Origin of the sequence: Clostridium paridis (assembly GCF_016765615.1) — a bacterium.
In the GTDB taxonomy this organism is placed as follows: domain Bacteria; phylum Bacillota; class Clostridia; order Clostridiales; family Clostridiaceae; genus Clostridium_T; species Clostridium_T paridis.
On sequence record NZ_JAESWA010000023.1, the window covers coordinates 76,262 to 92,046 of the forward strand.

Consider the following 15,785-nt stretch of genomic DNA (forward strand, 5'->3'; position numbering starts at 1 on the left):
ATCCTAATATTGGTTCGTAATTGATTTTGGTTTTCAGGAGGTACGAAAAATATATGTTGCAACATACAAGTGTAGAAGAAGCTAGTTATATATGTGAATCAAAAAATAAATGTAAAGAATTAGGCATGAATCCTAATGAACCTAGGATGCCTAAAAGTGTTATGACAGAAGAAGAACTAGCTAGGAAGAAAGAAGATTATAAAGAAATATTAGAGGTTGTAACATTTTTTAGTGAGAAGATAATTAAATCTTTGGAAAAAAGTACGCCGATATTAGTGGCTGTTTCTGATGAAAAGGGTTATTTATTAGAAACATTAGGTGATGAAGCTATAAAAGGAACTATGCTCCAATTAGGAATTAAACCAGGTATACAATTTACTGAAGAGGATATGGGTACGAATGTTGTTAGCTTAACTCTTGAACAAAATCAACCAATACAACTAATAGGAAGTAATCACTATCACACGTTTTTACATGGCACAGCTTGTTATGGCGTACCATTTCATTATTCGGACGATGATAACTTGTTAGGAAGCATATGTATAATGACTGCAGTGATACTTCACAACCCGTTTTTCTTAACTACATTAACTACTGTTGTTGATGCAATAGAGCGCGAACTATTACTTAGAAAACAAAATCGTAAAATTAATAAGCAACAGGAATTACTATATATGGCAGAAAGAAAGCAAAGAGAACTTCTTGAAAAAGACCTTATTATGAAGGATGAATTTATAACTACTATTACTCATGAATTTAAGACACCAATAAATGTAATTTATTCAGCTATACAATTAATTGAGCATGTATATATTAAGTTAATTCCTAAACAAGTAAGGAATCTTATTACCAGTATAAAAAGAAATACATTTAGGCAATTAAGACTTGTAAATAACTTATTAGATATAACTAGATTACATTCAGAACAATATAAATTAAATATGAGAAATGTTGATATTGTGTTCTTAACTAAATCAATTGTTGAATCAGTAAAGGAATATGCTGGGCAGAAAAAGATTAATTTATGTTTTGAAACTAATGTAGATAGCATCAGGACTGCAATTGATGATGAGAAATATGAACGTATAGTACTAAATCTCTTATCAAATGCAATTAAATTTACAAATGAAGGTGGAAGTATAACTGTTAAGGTTAAGGAGAATACAAGTGATAAAACCTTAGATATTTCAGTTAGTGATACAGGTATAGGAATTCCAAAAGAAAAGTATGAGATGATTTTTGAAAGATTTGGACAAGTCGATAGTAATCTTTCAAGGCAGGCAGAGGGCAGTGGTATAGGATTAACTATCGTAAAGCTATTGACTGAAATATTAGAAGGAAAAATAAGGGTAGATAGTGAAGTGAATATAGGAAGCACATTTATGGTAACTCTACCTATTAAAGAAGAGATAACTGAAAAGGAAATAGAAATTTTCTTAGATGCAGACAATAGATTGATTAATGCTATTAACGTTGAGTTTTCAGATATATATTTTTAAATAAATTATCAATTAAACAACTAATATGGTTTATAGCTAATTTGAGTGTTTTAATTAGAAAGGAATGCAATTATATGATTCAATATTCAGTTATAAGTAAATATAGAAATAAGCTTATGGGTATAGCAATTCTTTGGGTTATGCTTTTTCATGCGAAAATATCTTATACTAATAATGTAATTTCATTTATAAAAAAAATTGGATACGGTGGGGTAGATATATTTATTTTCTTATCTGGATTTGGATTATATTTGTCTCTTGAAAAAAATAGAGAAAACGTACTTAATTTTTACGAAAGAAGGATAAAAAGAATATTGCCATACTACATGCCATTTATTTCAATATGGATAATTTATAAAAAGTTCTTTAATGGTGGAATAAGTATTAGAGAAGCTTTAGGTAATATATTTATGTTTGGTTACTGGATTAATTTACAAAATCAATTTAATTGGTATGTACAAGATATTTTTCTATTCTATTTAATATCTCCTATTCTATATTTAATAATTAGTAAAAGTAAAAACCCATATAAAAGCATGTTTAAAATGATTATTATATTTTTTATTAGTTGCATTTGTTTTTTCGGTAAATTTAATCTGATAGCGATATCTAGATTGCCCCTATTTGTAGTAGGAATGTATTTTGCACATAATTTTACTAAGGGAAAACAAATAAGTTTAAATAAATTCATAATTTTACTAACACTAAATATAATTGGGTTAATTAGTTTATATTATTTTATAACTTATAAAGCTGATTATTTATGGAAATATGGATTGTGGTGGTATCCTTTTGTATTTATCACACCAATATTAATTTTTATACTATCATTTATATTCGGTATACTAGAAAAATTAAAAATGAAGCTCATTCTTAAATGTTTTGAGGTAATTGGAGTATGCTCTTTTGAACTATATATGATACATATTTTTTTCTATGAAATATTTGATAATTATAAGGTTGCACACAATTTGGGATTTATATTATTAATTATTGTTATTTTTATAGCTAGCATATCATATCATTATTTTATTTCTTATATATTAAAACTAATAAAGAAGAATTAAGGTTGATTTTTTGATGCATAAATAGAAGTTTATAATAGAAATAAAAGTCGTGCAAAAGAATAGTAATTTGCACGACTTTTTTAGTAGATGTCAACAAATGTTAACATAAAACTTAGTTACATAAGTTTCATGTAATTTCCATCCAGTAAAGCAAATAACTGTATTACGAAAAAAATAGATTTTTTATGTAACGCAAAATTACATAAATGCATACTATAAATTAGATAAACAAGAAGTTTATCAAATAAAATTGTAGGGAGAGATGGGATATGGCAGTAGATGTAAATAAAGTTAGAGATGAAGTAACTAGTTCTATATTAGGTTATATGGGAACAAGTATAGATCCTAAGGCATTTGCACTAGCATTTTCAGCAGCATTCGCACTAGCATTTGCAAAGGCAGAAGCAGAAGCTAAAGCAGAAGCAGAATCTGAAGCAGGAGCATTAGCATTAGCTGCAAATAGAAATGTAGATGTAGAAAGAGAATTCCACAAACAAAAACAATATAATGAACAAATTAATCATAACCATATAACTCAAAGTCAAAATCAAGGACAAACTTCTAAGAATGATGCTGATAATGATGCTGACACTGAAGCAGAATCAGGAGCATTAGCAGGAGCAAAAGCAGGAGCAGCAGCAAAATCAAAAGCAAAAGCAGAAGCAGAAAAACGTGTTGATGTAGATATAGATATAGATAAGAAAAAAGACGGACCTAAGTGGTAAGAAATAAATTATTCTAAAGTAGACATAGTGGAGATTTTCTCCACTATGTTTTTAACAATTAAAAGAATTTATCTAAATATGTTTATAATATATTTAGAGTCTTAAGTTTAAGTCAAATAGTTTTAAGAACTTAGCTTAGGAGGTGAAATATGATTAAAGATAATATACCAGATAAAGAAGAGGTCGAAGTTGAAGTCGTAAATGATAAAGAAGCAAGCTTAAGTACCCAAGAAAGTCACCAAAAGAATATACAAGATCTTGATCAAGAACAAAGTGTTGTTTCCAAACCGTTTCAATTTAATTCGCAGAATTTAAGTCTCATACTTGGTGAGGAAAAGAAGGATTATTCAGGTAAGATCGTTGGAATAACTTATCTTGATAAGTATAATCAAATAGTACCAGATGTAACTATTTTGCTATACTTTGGAAGTGATCACGAGTATCCAGTATGTAGAACAAATTCCGATAAAAATGGAAAATATATTATAGAGAATATTCCACCAGGGTATTACACTATAGAAGCATATATTGGCAAAAACTTTGTATACTCTTCTCATTTTATTAAGGTTTTACCTTGTGAAAAAGTTGAGCATTCAATTTTTTTAAAGTATATTAAAAAAAGGGAAAGTTATTAGATAGATAAGAATAAAATAATAAATCCACTATGCAAATGAGTATAGTGGATTTCTATTATTTAACGAAAGTGTTTATGAGAGATTATGGTATAATTACTTTTATAAAGGGGTACATAGGAGTTTATCATGGAAAATGTAATGAAGGAATTAGGGGCTAAAAAAGTTATAGACCGGCAAGATATACTTAAATTAAAAGAATATATAGAAAAAAAGTATGTAGACTATACAAAAAAAGAAAAATTGGATATTTTAAATAGAGCAGTTCACCAAGTTCTAGATAAAAGCATAGAAGGACTTGAAACTGAATATAAGCACGAAATCAAGATACAAGTGTTAAGAAATACTATATCTGGGGAAGCAGATACTACATCTTTAGCAGATATATTTAATATTTACATATCACTTGAAGGAAAGTCAGAAAATTATATTAGCACACTTGTGAAATGGACAAGTTTACATATAAAAAATGATAATTCTAAAGCAGAGTTAGAGTTATTAGATAAGAAGAATAATGCTCATGGAGTTGCGTTGCAAAAGGGAATAAGTGATAATCTATTAAAGAATAAATCATTAAGTGAAGTGCCTTATAACAGCGCACAAAATATAAAAATAGCTAATAATAATATAATTAATATACTTATTCAAAAAAAGATATTACTTTCATTCTTAACTATTACAATAATTACGGTAGGAATCATAGGTATATATAATATCAATAGTAGAAGAATTAAAGTCCATTTAGAAAATTCAAGTATAGGAAATAGTATTGATAATAAAGATGTAGACTCAGAAATAAAATCAGATTTATGGAAAGAATCTAATCTACCAGAAGATTTTAAATACAGGGATATTAATAAAGATAAGTTAAAGGAATTTCTAATTAAAAAAAATTCTTTATTAGCTGAAGAACCGTATTTTACAACTGTGATTACAGTATCTAAGGAGTATAATTTGAATCCTTTAATATTATTTGCCGTTTCAGGCCAAGAGCAAGGGTTTGTACCTAAGGATGAAGTTGATGCTAAGAAAATAGCAAACAATCCTTTTAATGTGTATACAAGCTGGAAAAATTATAACACAGATATTAGAGATGCTAGTAAGATAGCATGCGTGACAATAATAAATTTGTGTAAAGATAGGCCGAAAGATGAGGATGCATTCAAGTGGATAAATACAAAGTATTCTGAAGATAAAAATTGGTTTAAAGGAGTAAATCAAATATACGTAGATTTAAAGAATGAGTTAAATGTTAAATAATTGTAAAAGTAAAAAAAGTACGTTAAAGCCATCATATAATTGTGATGGCTTTTATTTTATCTCATGGATGATTTTTTTTCTTTCAAAAATATGAAATTTTTTATCTGAATTATATATACGAAACTAATCTCATAAATATAGAGTATAGTTTTTGAAATGAGGTTTTTTTATATGTATTACTTATTAAAAATATTACATTAACAATTAAAATTTGTAAGATTCGTATTAATGATTCAGGGAGGACGTCATATTGGAGAAGGAAAAAAATAAACGTAAAAAAACAATAAAGGGTATTATAATTTCTATAGGTATTTTGATTATTATATACTTAGGAATGACCATTTATTTTACTAATCATTTGTATTTTGGCTCAGAGGTTAATAGTATTAGTGTTTCTGGTAAAACAGTAGTAGAAGCTGAAAAACAGCTGCCGTCTGAACTTGATGCATATAAGTTAGTGATAGAGGAAAGAGATGGTAAAAAAGAAGAAATTAATGGATCAGATATTAAGTTAAAGTATGAGCCTAATGGTGAGATTCAAAAGCTAAAGGAGAGACAGAATCCCTTTGGATGGATTTCAGCATTTTTCAATTCTAGTAATAGTAAGATAAAAGAAGGTATATCTTATGATAAGGAATTATTAAAAAAGCAGATGGATAGTTTGGAGTGTTTAACAAATAAAAGCATAGTGGAGCCTAAAGAGCCAAGTTTCAAATATGAGAATAATAAATATATAATTATAGATGAAGTCAAAGGAAATAAGCTAAATAAGAGTATTTTAGAAGAGAAGTTAGCTAATTCCATAAACAATATGGATAAGACCATTAGCCTAGAATCAGCAGATTGCTACGAAAAACCCCAATATACTGCAGCTTCACAAAAGGTAATAGATACTCAAAATTTGCTTAATAAATATGTATCAACTAAAGTTACTTATAACTTAGGTTCAAAGAAACAAATTGTAGATGGTGCAATTATAAATAAATGGCTTCAAGTTAATGAAAAGTTTGAAGTTGTGTTTGATGAAACAAATATAAAAAAGTATTTAGATACACTTTTTGATGGTTTGAATACAGTTGGAAAAGAAAGAGATTTTCATACAACAATGGGAACTACTATAAAAATCAGCGGTGGAGATTATGGTTGGTTAGTTGATAAATCAAAAGAAGTTGAGAATTTGATAGCATCTGTTAAGGAAGGACAAACAGTAGATAGGGAACCTAAATATTCTCAAACAGCTATATCACAAGATGGAAATGATATAGGGAATACCTATGTAGAAATAAATATGACAAGGCAACATTTATGGTTTTATAAAGATGGTAAATTAATTGTTGAAGGGGATGTTGTTACAGGTAATGTAAGTCAAAATCATTCAACACGAGTGGGAGTTTATAGGATAAAATATAAGCAGACAAACACTATGCTAAAAGGCGAAGATTATAATGTACCTGTTAGCTTCTGGATGCCATTTGATGGAGGAATTGGAATTCATGATGCAAGATGGAGAAGTGCTTTTGGTGGAAATATTTATAGAACAAATGGATCCCATGGTTGCGTCAATGCCCCATACTATGTTGCAAATGCAGTATTTAATAGTATTCAGGTAGGAAATCCTGTGGTTTGTTATTATGAATAAGATAGAACTTTTATAGATTAAAAAACTTCTTCTAGTTACTCAATTACTAGAAGAAGTTTTTTAGCTTTTTATAGGATACTTAATTTATTAATGAATAAGTAAGTTATTATTTGAACTTACAACCCTATATTTTAAATATAACTAATATCTTAAAAGTATACATGAAGCAACAACACCTGCTCCCACTGTCCAAAGAATGACGTGGTCACCGCGTTGTATTTTATTTTTTTCAATAGAATCAGTAAGTGCGATAAATGGACTAGTAACTCCGGTATATCCAAATTTGTTTCCGACAAAAGGAAACTTGTGGTTAGGTTCCTTTAAGGCTTCTTGGATTAATTCAATATTTTTCTTAGCAAACTGAGATAAACAATAAAGCTTAATATCATCCTTTGAGAGGTTGTTTCTATCAAGAATTTCATTTATTGAATCAACAGAACTAGCAAAAGCTTCATCGGTATCAAAATCAATCCATTCAATTATTCTATTATCCTTTTCAGTGTGTTTATCTAATGGTAGAACCTTGGAAAAACCTGAGGGTGGGAAATTTATATATCCACTTAATGAGCTATCCACATAAGAGGAACTATCTAGAAAGTCTGATGGATGATTATCTACATTTTCTAGTAAAATGGCACAAGCTGATTCTCCAAAATTAGAATAAGTAATGGCTTCAGTTCGTCTTGAATATCTAACCAACTGGTCAGAGCCAATAACTAATGCGTATTTTATTCTATCATTAGTTTTCATAATTCTGCTGACTTGATCAACAGCAATTATCATTCCTGCGCAATTTCCATTCATATCATATGCAATTGCTTGCTTTCCTAGTCCTAATGCTTCATGAATTTTGACTGCATTCGTAGGTGATAAAAATTCTGGAGTTGTAGATACAAATACTACTAAGTTTATGTCATTTACATCAATATTTGCATTTTGTATTACCTTTTTTGAAGCTTCAATGGCCATAGTTAAAGAATTTTCATGGAAGTCCTCAGAAATATATCTTGAATCTCTTCCTGTAACTTCAAGTAGCCCTGATATATCTGTTCCTTGCTTCGAAAAATGCTTCATAAAGTATTCGTTTGAATATTTTGTTTCAGGGTGGTAATATTCTATTCTGTTTATTTTTACGTTCATTTCAATCACTCCTACATTAAATATTTCTAAAAATAATATTTATATATCTATATCGTTGGCAAATTTAATTACTTTAGGGATTTATTGTAAGTTAATTTGCTTTGTAAAATTATAGAAAGGATAAAAATGTTAATTCAGATGAAATATTTAGTAAGTTATAATAAAATATCAAAAAACAGAATAATATGGTAAATTATGTGGAAAAACATACGAAAATTAACTATAATTAATAAATATACGGAAATATTAATTATAGCTAAGATGGAGGAAGATTAATGGATTATAAAAAAAATGTAGAACTAAAAAATAAAATCATGTTAGTAGGATTTTTGCTATCAGTGTTATTAAGAGTAGTTTTTGATATTTTCTTAAAGACAGATACAAAGTCAATATTAATTCTTATAGGGCTTTCTGTGCCATTAATGCTGATTGCATTAATATTAATAAAAGCTAAATATGTTATTCCAACTATGCTTTATACAATATTTATGTATACAGTAGTTATATGTATAATGTTTTTAACAGATCCAAGCTGGGCAAATTTTATTTTAATTTACTATGGAGTAATATTAGTTAGTGTATATCAAGATTTAAGAGCCACAATATTAGAAGCCATTGCAAGTATAGCACTTATAGTTTATTTCTTTTTAACATATAAAACTACTTTGTTTATTTCGGTAGGCTATGAGGAACTAGTATTTTATGTGTTATACGTTGTTGCAGGTTCAGTTATTTTATCAATTAATGCAGTTATTACAAAGATTGTTTATAAGAATTTAGATGAAGAGCAGAAGTTAACAAACGATGCAAAAGCAAAGGCGGAAATGTTATTAAATAAAATTTATTACACCATAAGGACTTTAACAGAAGCAAATGAAAAAATTAAAAGTGGAATTACTGTCACTGGACAAATAGCAGAAGAAATAACAACTGCTACAAGTGAGGTTGCAGATAGAGCATCAAGACAAGTAAATATAATGGATAGTATGAAAACTTCAAGTAAAGTAGGAGTAGAAAAAGTAGGAGAAGTTTCAAATGCAATTAAAACTATGGAATCTCTATCAGTATCAACTGAGAATGTAGTTTCAGAAGGTACAAGCAAGGTAGATATACTTTCTTCAGAAATGAATAAGGTTAATTCAAATATTTTAAATGTAGTGGATATGATTAGTGAACTAAGTGAGGAAACTACAAAAATTGTTCAAATTATAAATAGCATTACAGAAATATCAGAACAGACTAATCTTTTAGCACTTAACGCATCAATAGAAGCAGCTAGGGCAGGAGAGCATGGTAAAGGGTTTGCAGTAGTTGCAGAGGAAGTGAGAAAGCTTGCAGAGGATTCCAAGATTTCTACAGATAAGGTTGAGGCAATATTGAGTAATATATCGCATAAAACTAAAGTTGTTGCAGGGGAAATACTTAAGGAAAAAGAATCTATTGAAATATGCAATAAACATACTGATGATGTTAAGGCATTATTCCAAGATGTAAATATTAATACAACAAATGTGCTTAATCATTCAAAAGATGTCAGTTCTCAGTCAGCTGTAGTGGAAGATACAATGAAAAGTACATTAAACTCTGTAAATGATATTAGCGAAGATGTAGAAACAACAGCAGCTGCAATGGAGGAAATATTTGCAGCAATAGATGACCTTAATGCTGGAATAATAGAAATAACAAATAGCTATAATGATTTAGATGAGATTTGTAATGAGTTAAATTCCATAAAACTATAAAGTTAAAATCACCATGAAAATGGTGATTTTTAATTTTAATAGATAAACGTAATTAAAAAGTTAACATTGGAAATTTAAAGTATACATATTGAAAAATCTCTATCCTTGATATAGCATAAATATATAATATCATCAAGGAGTATAGTTATGGATTATAGAATTGAAAAAGATATGCTTGGAGTGAAAAGCATAAATGATGAGAAATATTATGGCATTAACACAATAAGAGCTATGGAAAATTTTAATATTGGAGATAAATTTGTAAATATAGATTTTGTAAAGGAAATAGCACTTATAAAAAAAGCGGCAGCAATGGTTAATATTAAACTTAAAAAGTTAGATGAAGAGAAAGGGAAAGCAATAATTAAGGCTGCAGAGGAAGTAGTAAGTGGATTGTTTGATGAAAATTTTCACATAAACGCATTTCAGGGAGGGGCTGGAACCTCTACTAATATGAATGTTAATGAAGTTATAGCAAATAGAGCATTAGAATTATTAGGGAGAAAAAAAGGAGAATATGATATAATTCATCCTAATAACCATGTTAATATGTCACAATCTACAAATGATGTATGTCCAACAGCTCTTAGAATTGCAGCAATAAGAAAGATAAGAAAACTTGCAGATGCTTTAGCTAGTCTTCAAGAAGCCTTTCAGATAAAGGAAGATGAGTTTGCAAATATATTAAAATTAGGAAGAACAGAACTTATGGATGCTCTTCCAATGATGGCTGGTCAAGGTTTTGGTGCTTATGCTAAAGCCATAGAGAGAGATAGATGGAGAATATATAAGGTTGAAGAGAGACTAAGAGTAATTAATATTGGTGGAACCGCTATAGGAACAGGATTGAATGCAACCAATAAATATATATTCATGATAACTGATTTGCTTCAAGACCTTACAGGAATAGGATTAGCACGATCAGATTTTCCAATGGATATAACACAAAATGCAGATGTTTTCGTTGAAGTTTCAGGACTTTTAAAATCCTGTGCAGTTAATTTAATGAAAATATCAAACGATTTAAGATTACTAGGATCAGGCCCTAGAGGTGGTTTTGGTGAAATTTTACTTCCAATGGAGCAAGCAGGATCATCTATAATGCCTGGAAAAGTAAATCCTGTAATACCAGAAATGGTGGCACAAGTAGCAATGAGAATAATATCTAATGATAGTGGTATAACTTTTGCGGCAGCTAGTGGACAGCTTGAATTAAATGCATTTATTCCAATAATTACAGAAAATCTTTTAGAATCCTTAGAATTATTAGAAAGAACAATAATAATTTTTAGAGAAAAATGCATTGAAGGAATAGAAGTTAATAAGGACAAGTGCAAAGAAAACTTAGAGAAATCTACAGCTATGACTGCTGCGTTAATAAATCATATTGGCTATGACAAAGCAAGTGAAGTTGCAAAAAGATCTTTAGCTTCAGGAAAAACATTAAGGGAAATTCTAATTTGCGAAAAAATATTATCAGAAGAAGAAATAAATAAGATACTTAACCCATTAGAGTTAACAAAGCCAGGAATACCTGGAAAGTAAGGAGAGTAATAATATGAGTTTAAATTCAACACCTAGATCAGAAAGAGTACATATAGCCCTTTTTGGTAAAAGAAATGCTGGTAAATCAAGTATAATAAATGCAATAACAGAGCAAGAAATTTCTATTGTATCAGAATTCAAGGGAACCACTACAGACCCAGTATATAAGTCTATTGAAATACTTCCTATAGGGCCTTGCGTAATTATCGATACAGCAGGTTTAGATGATGAAGGGGAGCTAGGAGAATTAAGAAAAAAGAAAACTTTAGAAGTTTTAGATAAAACTGATGTAGCATTAGTTGTAGTAGATGGATTAATTGGGGTAACAGAATATGATATAAAAATAGTAAAGGAAATAAAAGAAAAGAATATACCAATATTAGGGGTACTTAATAAAATAGATTCTAATGACTCTTATACAGATATGGCTCAAGATATGGCTAGAAAACTTTCAATACAAGTTGTTCCAGCTTCAGCAGTGGCTAAAAAAGGAATTAAAGAAATAAAAAATAAAATAATTTCTCTATTACCACAAGAGGAAGATAAATTTAAGATAGTTGGTGACTTAATTAACCCAGGTGATTTGGTTGTTTTGGTTACACCTATCGATAAAGCAGCACCAAAAGGAAGAATAATTTTACCACAACAGCAAACTATAAGAGATATTTTAGAAAGTGATGCTATAGCAATAGTTACCAAAGAGTATGAGTTGAAGCAGACTTTAGAAAGTTTAGGAAGAAAACCTAAATTGGTTATAACAGATTCTCAAGTATTTCTAAAAGTTTCTGCAGATACGCCGAAGGATATAATGTTAACTTCATTCTCTATATTATTTGCAAGATATAAGGGTGATCTTGTTGAGATGGTTAAGGGAATTAAAGCCATAAAGAATCTTAAAGATGGAGATAAGGTGTTAGTTTCTGAAGGATGTACTCACCACAAGCAAGCTGATGATATAGGAAGAGTTAAGATACCTAGATGGTTAAGACAAATAACTGGTAAGGAATTAACTTTTGAGTATTCTTCTGGAATGGTATTTACTGACGATGTTAAACAGTATTCATTAATTGTACATTGTGGTGGATGTATGCTTAATAGGACTGCAATGTGCTCAAGAATTAATGATGCAAAGGAGTATGATGTTCCAATAGTGAATTATGGAATGTTAATCGCATATGTACAAGGTATATTAGAAAGAGCATTAGAACCATTTCCAATGGCTAAGCTTGAATATGAAGAATTAGAGTAGTATATGAAAAAGGTGGGAAGCAAATGCTTCACACCTTTTAATTTATTTTTTTAAATACAGTTTCTAGGTCTAATATCATAGAATCAATATCATCTTTAGTAATAACTAATGGTGGTTGAAATGCTACAACATCTCTGTTTAATCCATTTTTACCTATTAAGAATCCAAGATCCTTCATTTCCTCTAGTATGATATCCGTAATTTCGGCTGAATTAAGAGCTTCATTATTTGATTGAATTTGTAGACCTAACATAAGTCCTATACCTCTAACTTCTCGTATAAGTGGAGAAGTTAGGTTTTCAAGTTTATGTCTTAAATAGTCACCCAATTCCTCTGATCTTTGAACTAATGAATTTTTTTCAATATAGTTAAGAACACTTAAAGCAGTATAGGCTGTTACAGGGGTTCCTCCTAGTGTAGAAGCAGAAGGTTTATTAAAGGACTTAGCAATCTCATCAGTGGTTGAGAACGTTGAAATAGGAACTCCATTTCCCAAAGCCTTTGCAGTAACTATAATGTCAGGAATAACATCATAGTGCTCAATACAGAACATTTTACCAGTACGTCCATAGCCGGTTTGAACTTCATCAACTATTAAGAGTACATTATATTTCTCTAATAATTTTTTTACTTCTTTTATATAATTTAGAGGATATAATATTATTCCACCATTTCCTTGTAGTGGCTCTAATATCATTGCAGCAATTTTGTCTCCATGGTTCTTCAAAACTTCTTCAAGTTCTGCTAAGGACTTCTTCATAGCAATTTCATAACTAGTAGTGCTAGAATATGGTCTTTCAATAAAAAAGATATTTTCTTTAATTAAGTTATCATCTAATCTCCACATTGGTATCCCAGTAACGCTTAGTGTTAAGTGAGTTCTTCCATGAAGACCACCCGTTAAAGCTATAAATCCTGTTTTTTTAGTATGAAGCCTTGCTAGTGCCATCGCACCTTCATTAGCTTCGGAACCAGTAGCACAGAAGAAGGTTCTCTTAATATCTCCAGGAAGTATATTTGAAAGTTTCTCTGCAAGATCTACCATTGGTTGAGTTAAATATAATGTGCAAGTATGTTGTAATGCACTTAATTGTTCAATGGTATCCTTAAGTATTTCCGGATTGGAATGTCCACAATTCATTACTGATACACCTGAAAAGAAATCTACATATTTTTTATTATTTTCATCAAACAGATATTGCATTGAGCCTTTTACTATTTGAGGTGGATTTTTATAGAAGTTTGCAGTAGCGGGAAACATGTAATCTTTTCTTTTTTTTAGTATATTATCAGGTCCAATATAATTCATGATTTTACTCCTTATATAATTGTTTTAAATGATAAGGCTCCTAAAGTAAAGCCTGCTCTAACTGGCTTTAAATCCAAAAATAATTCATCACATTTTGATTTATCTTCTATTGCTTGTTTATAAATTTTAATTATATTTTCTAATTCACTAATAGAATAGGTTTGTCCTTCGATTCTTAAGCTTAGTGGATTATCAAAATTTAAGTCCTTTAAGATTGGCAATAAACAAAGTTCTTTTGAAGTAAATAAGTGATTCTTTCCATTCTGATCTATATATACAGGATTTTCACCTTTATCCGTCATCAATACTAAGATATTATTATCAACATATTTATTATCAGCTTTATCATATGGCTCTAATGCATCTATATTCTCATAAACATTATGATCTAAATACATAACTCTCATAGGTCCGTGTACAATTAATTCTAAGGAATCATTAGAGGAACTTATAAGTCTTCCAATTTCGTTATTCTTAGTTTCAAAAGATAATGTGAATTCCTTAACTCCTAAATTTTTATAGAATTCAACAGACTTATTGTTATAAATATTTAAATTGTAGTTTGTAATTAATGGGTATTTATTTGCATATTTTCTTATGGCACCTAAATTAGATACTAGAAGTCCATCAAATAGATGACCATGATTTGATAAATATTGATCAATAATTTCAAATTGAAGTTCATTCATCATTTGAGGTAAATCAAGATATATCTTTGTATTATTTTTCTTATTTACTAAATCATTTAACTGCTCAAGAGTGATAAATTCATCTGGACATAAAACTTCACTAGGAAGATAGATTCTATCAACACCTTGTTCCAAACACAACTTAGCTTGTTCATAATTATTTACTTTTACTGATAGCTTGTGTTTAGAAGTGGCATTTGAAGTGTAGCTGCTCAATTCTGATAAAACCTCGTTAATAGCCTTGTCAGTTATTTTTGGCTCTTCAGTTGGAGAAGAGAATACTTTACCTGTAGAATAGAACTTACCAGTACCTTCATAGCGAGTATTTATAAAATCTAATCCTGGTCTGCCAAAAGCATATGCAGTAGTAAAATCTCTTTTTCTGCCTTCAAATAATTCTTCAGCATGCTTCTTTCTATTAAAGCCTAGAGGATCTTCTATATATCTATCAATAGCTTCTCCGTAAATATTTATTAAATTAACGATAAAGTCAGCATCCCTCATTCTTCCTTCTATCTTAAAGGATGTTATACATGATTCAATAAGTTCAGGAATATGTTCATACATATACATATCCTTAGCAGCTAAAGGATATTCAGTAGCGTAGACATTACCATCTTTTTTTACTTTATAAGACCATCTGCATGGCTTAAAGCATCTACCACGATTTGAACTATTTCCTAAGACTACTGAACTATAATAGCAATTAGCGCCGTTAACTGTACACATATCACCATGCATAAAGTATTCTGTCTCTATACCAGTTTGGTTTTGTAAGTGTTTAGCTGTTTTGAGATCCATTTCTCTGGATAAAACAACTCTGGACACACCTAAATCTTTTAAAGCTTCAACCATTTCTATATTATGTACATTCATCATAACTGAAGAATGTATTTCAAAGTTCTTTAAATTATGCTCTTTGCAAATTTGTATAATTGCAAGGTCTTGAACGATGATTCCATCCACAGCTATATCATTTAAATACGTAAGGTATTCTATTGCTTCATCAATTTCAGAATCGTTAAGCATATTATTTACAGTCACATAAAGCTTTTTCTGAACCTCATGAGCTAGATCTAAAGCTTCCTTAACCTCTTCATCAGAAAAGTTATAACCCTTACGCATCATCCTCATATTTAGTGATTTACCACCAATGTAAATTGCATCGCAATTTGAATTTACAACGCTTCTGAATATTTCCATATTACCAGCAGGTGCTAATAATTCTATTTTCTTTCCGTTAAAAAATCTTGCCATAATTCCTCCTAAAGTATAACGCTTATATCATT

At 29.4% G+C, this 15,785-nt stretch carries 12 protein-coding genes; 9 read left to right on the forward strand and 3 right to left on the reverse strand.

The genetic code is table 11. The annotated features are described in order from the left end of the window. Positions 1–53 precede the first annotated feature (53 nt). From JK634_RS13465 to JK634_RS13490, 6 genes are all read left to right on the forward strand, one after another. On the forward strand, positions 54–1,499 hold the full coding sequence (locus tag JK634_RS13465) for an ATP-binding protein (RefSeq protein WP_202768196.1): 1,446 nt from the start codon (positions 54–56) through the stop codon (positions 1,497–1,499). A 74-nt stretch (positions 1,500–1,573) separates the two neighbouring features. Beyond that, complete coding sequence (locus tag JK634_RS13470) at positions 1,574–2,566, forward strand: acyltransferase family protein (RefSeq protein ID WP_202768197.1); 993 nt, start codon at positions 1,574–1,576, stop codon at positions 2,564–2,566. Between the two features lie 269 nt (positions 2,567–2,835). Then, positions 2,836–3,291, forward strand: a complete 456-nt coding sequence (locus JK634_RS13475) for a hypothetical protein (RefSeq protein ID WP_202768198.1) — start codon at positions 2,836–2,838, stop codon at positions 3,289–3,291. Positions 3,292–3,440: 149 nt separating this feature from the next. Then, positions 3,441–3,926 (forward strand): carboxypeptidase-like regulatory domain-containing protein, encoded by a 486-nt coding sequence (locus JK634_RS13480; protein WP_202768199.1) that lies wholly within the window; start codon positions 3,441–3,443, stop codon positions 3,924–3,926. Between the two features lie 126 nt (positions 3,927–4,052). After that, the gene (locus JK634_RS13485) at positions 4,053–5,183 is read left to right on the forward strand and encodes a glucosaminidase domain-containing protein (RefSeq protein ID WP_202768200.1); all 1,131 of its coding nucleotides are present in this window, start codon (positions 4,053–4,055) and stop codon (positions 5,181–5,183) included. Between the two features lie 250 nt (positions 5,184–5,433). Further along, a complete protein-coding gene (locus tag JK634_RS13490; protein ID WP_243425617.1) occupies positions 5,434–6,822 on the forward strand; it encodes a L,D-transpeptidase family protein in 1,389 nt (462 codons plus the stop codon). A 141-nt stretch (positions 6,823–6,963) separates the two neighbouring features. Here the strand turns inward: JK634_RS13490 and JK634_RS13495 are convergent, their stop codons facing one another. Then, positions 6,964–7,962: a ketoacyl-ACP synthase III gene (locus JK634_RS13495; RefSeq protein WP_202768201.1), complete on the reverse strand. Its 999-nt coding sequence runs from the start codon at positions 7,960–7,962 to the stop codon at positions 6,964–6,966. A 275-nt stretch (positions 7,963–8,237) separates the two neighbouring features. Here JK634_RS13495 and JK634_RS13500 point away from each other — a divergent pair, with 275 nt between their 5' ends. The 3 genes from JK634_RS13500 (at position 8,238) to hydF (ending at position 12,498) form a co-directional block, all read left to right on the forward strand. Beyond that, the gene (locus tag JK634_RS13500; RefSeq protein WP_202768202.1) at positions 8,238–9,704 is read left to right on the forward strand and encodes a methyl-accepting chemotaxis protein; all 1,467 of its coding nucleotides are present in this window, start codon (positions 8,238–8,240) and stop codon (positions 9,702–9,704) included. A gap of 147 nt (positions 9,705–9,851) precedes the next feature. Continuing rightward, positions 9,852–11,249, forward strand: coding sequence for an aspartate ammonia-lyase (locus tag JK634_RS13505; protein ID WP_202768203.1), 1,398 nt, complete (start codon positions 9,852–9,854; stop codon positions 11,247–11,249). A 13-nt stretch (positions 11,250–11,262) separates the two neighbouring features. After that, on the forward strand, positions 11,263–12,498 hold the full coding sequence (hydF, locus tag JK634_RS13510; protein ID WP_202768204.1) for a [FeFe] hydrogenase H-cluster maturation GTPase HydF: 1,236 nt from the start codon (positions 11,263–11,265) through the stop codon (positions 12,496–12,498). Between the two features lie 37 nt (positions 12,499–12,535). On the opposite strand, the gene JK634_RS13515 is transcribed toward hydF, so the two are convergent. Together JK634_RS13515 and JK634_RS13520 are read right to left on the reverse strand one after the other, a co-directional pair. After that, a complete protein-coding gene (locus tag JK634_RS13515) occupies positions 12,536–13,807 on the reverse strand; it encodes an aspartate aminotransferase family protein (RefSeq protein WP_202768205.1) in 1,272 nt (423 codons plus the stop codon). 11 nt (positions 13,808–13,818) lie between these two features. Then, positions 13,819–15,753 (reverse strand): peptidase U32 family protein, encoded by a 1,935-nt coding sequence (locus JK634_RS13520; protein WP_202768206.1) that lies wholly within the window; start codon positions 15,751–15,753, stop codon positions 13,819–13,821. Positions 15,754–15,785: the final 32 nt, after the last annotated feature.

What these genes read in the sequence shown, in the direction of transcription:
- JK634_RS13465 (WP_202768196.1), top strand. Translation starts at nt 54, where the DNA reads ATGTTGCAACATACAAGTGTAGAAGAAGCTAGTTATATATGTGAATCA.
- JK634_RS13470 (WP_202768197.1), top strand. Translation starts at nt 1,574, where the DNA reads ATGATTCAATATTCAGTTATAAGTAAATATAGAAATAAGCTTATGGGT.
- JK634_RS13475 (WP_202768198.1), top strand. Translation starts at nt 2,836, where the DNA reads ATGGCAGTAGATGTAAATAAAGTTAGAGATGAAGTAACTAGTTCTATA.
- JK634_RS13480 (WP_202768199.1), top strand. Translation starts at nt 3,441, where the DNA reads ATGATTAAAGATAATATACCAGATAAAGAAGAGGTCGAAGTTGAAGTC.
- JK634_RS13485 (WP_202768200.1), top strand. Translation starts at nt 4,053, where the DNA reads ATGGAAAATGTAATGAAGGAATTAGGGGCTAAAAAAGTTATAGACCGG.
- JK634_RS13495 (WP_202768201.1), bottom strand. Translation starts at nt 7,962, where the DNA reads ATGAACGTAAAAATAAACAGAATAGAATATTACCACCCTGAAACAAAA.
- JK634_RS13500 (WP_202768202.1), top strand. Translation starts at nt 8,238, where the DNA reads ATGGATTATAAAAAAAATGTAGAACTAAAAAATAAAATCATGTTAGTA.
- JK634_RS13505 (WP_202768203.1), top strand. Translation starts at nt 9,852, where the DNA reads ATGGATTATAGAATTGAAAAAGATATGCTTGGAGTGAAAAGCATAAAT.
- hydF (WP_202768204.1), top strand. Translation starts at nt 11,263, where the DNA reads ATGAGTTTAAATTCAACACCTAGATCAGAAAGAGTACATATAGCCCTT.
- JK634_RS13515 (WP_202768205.1), bottom strand. Translation starts at nt 13,807, where the DNA reads ATGAATTATATTGGACCTGATAATATACTAAAAAAAAGAAAAGATTAC.
- JK634_RS13520 (WP_202768206.1), bottom strand. Translation starts at nt 15,753, where the DNA reads ATGGCAAGATTTTTTAACGGAAAGAAAATAGAATTATTAGCACCTGCT.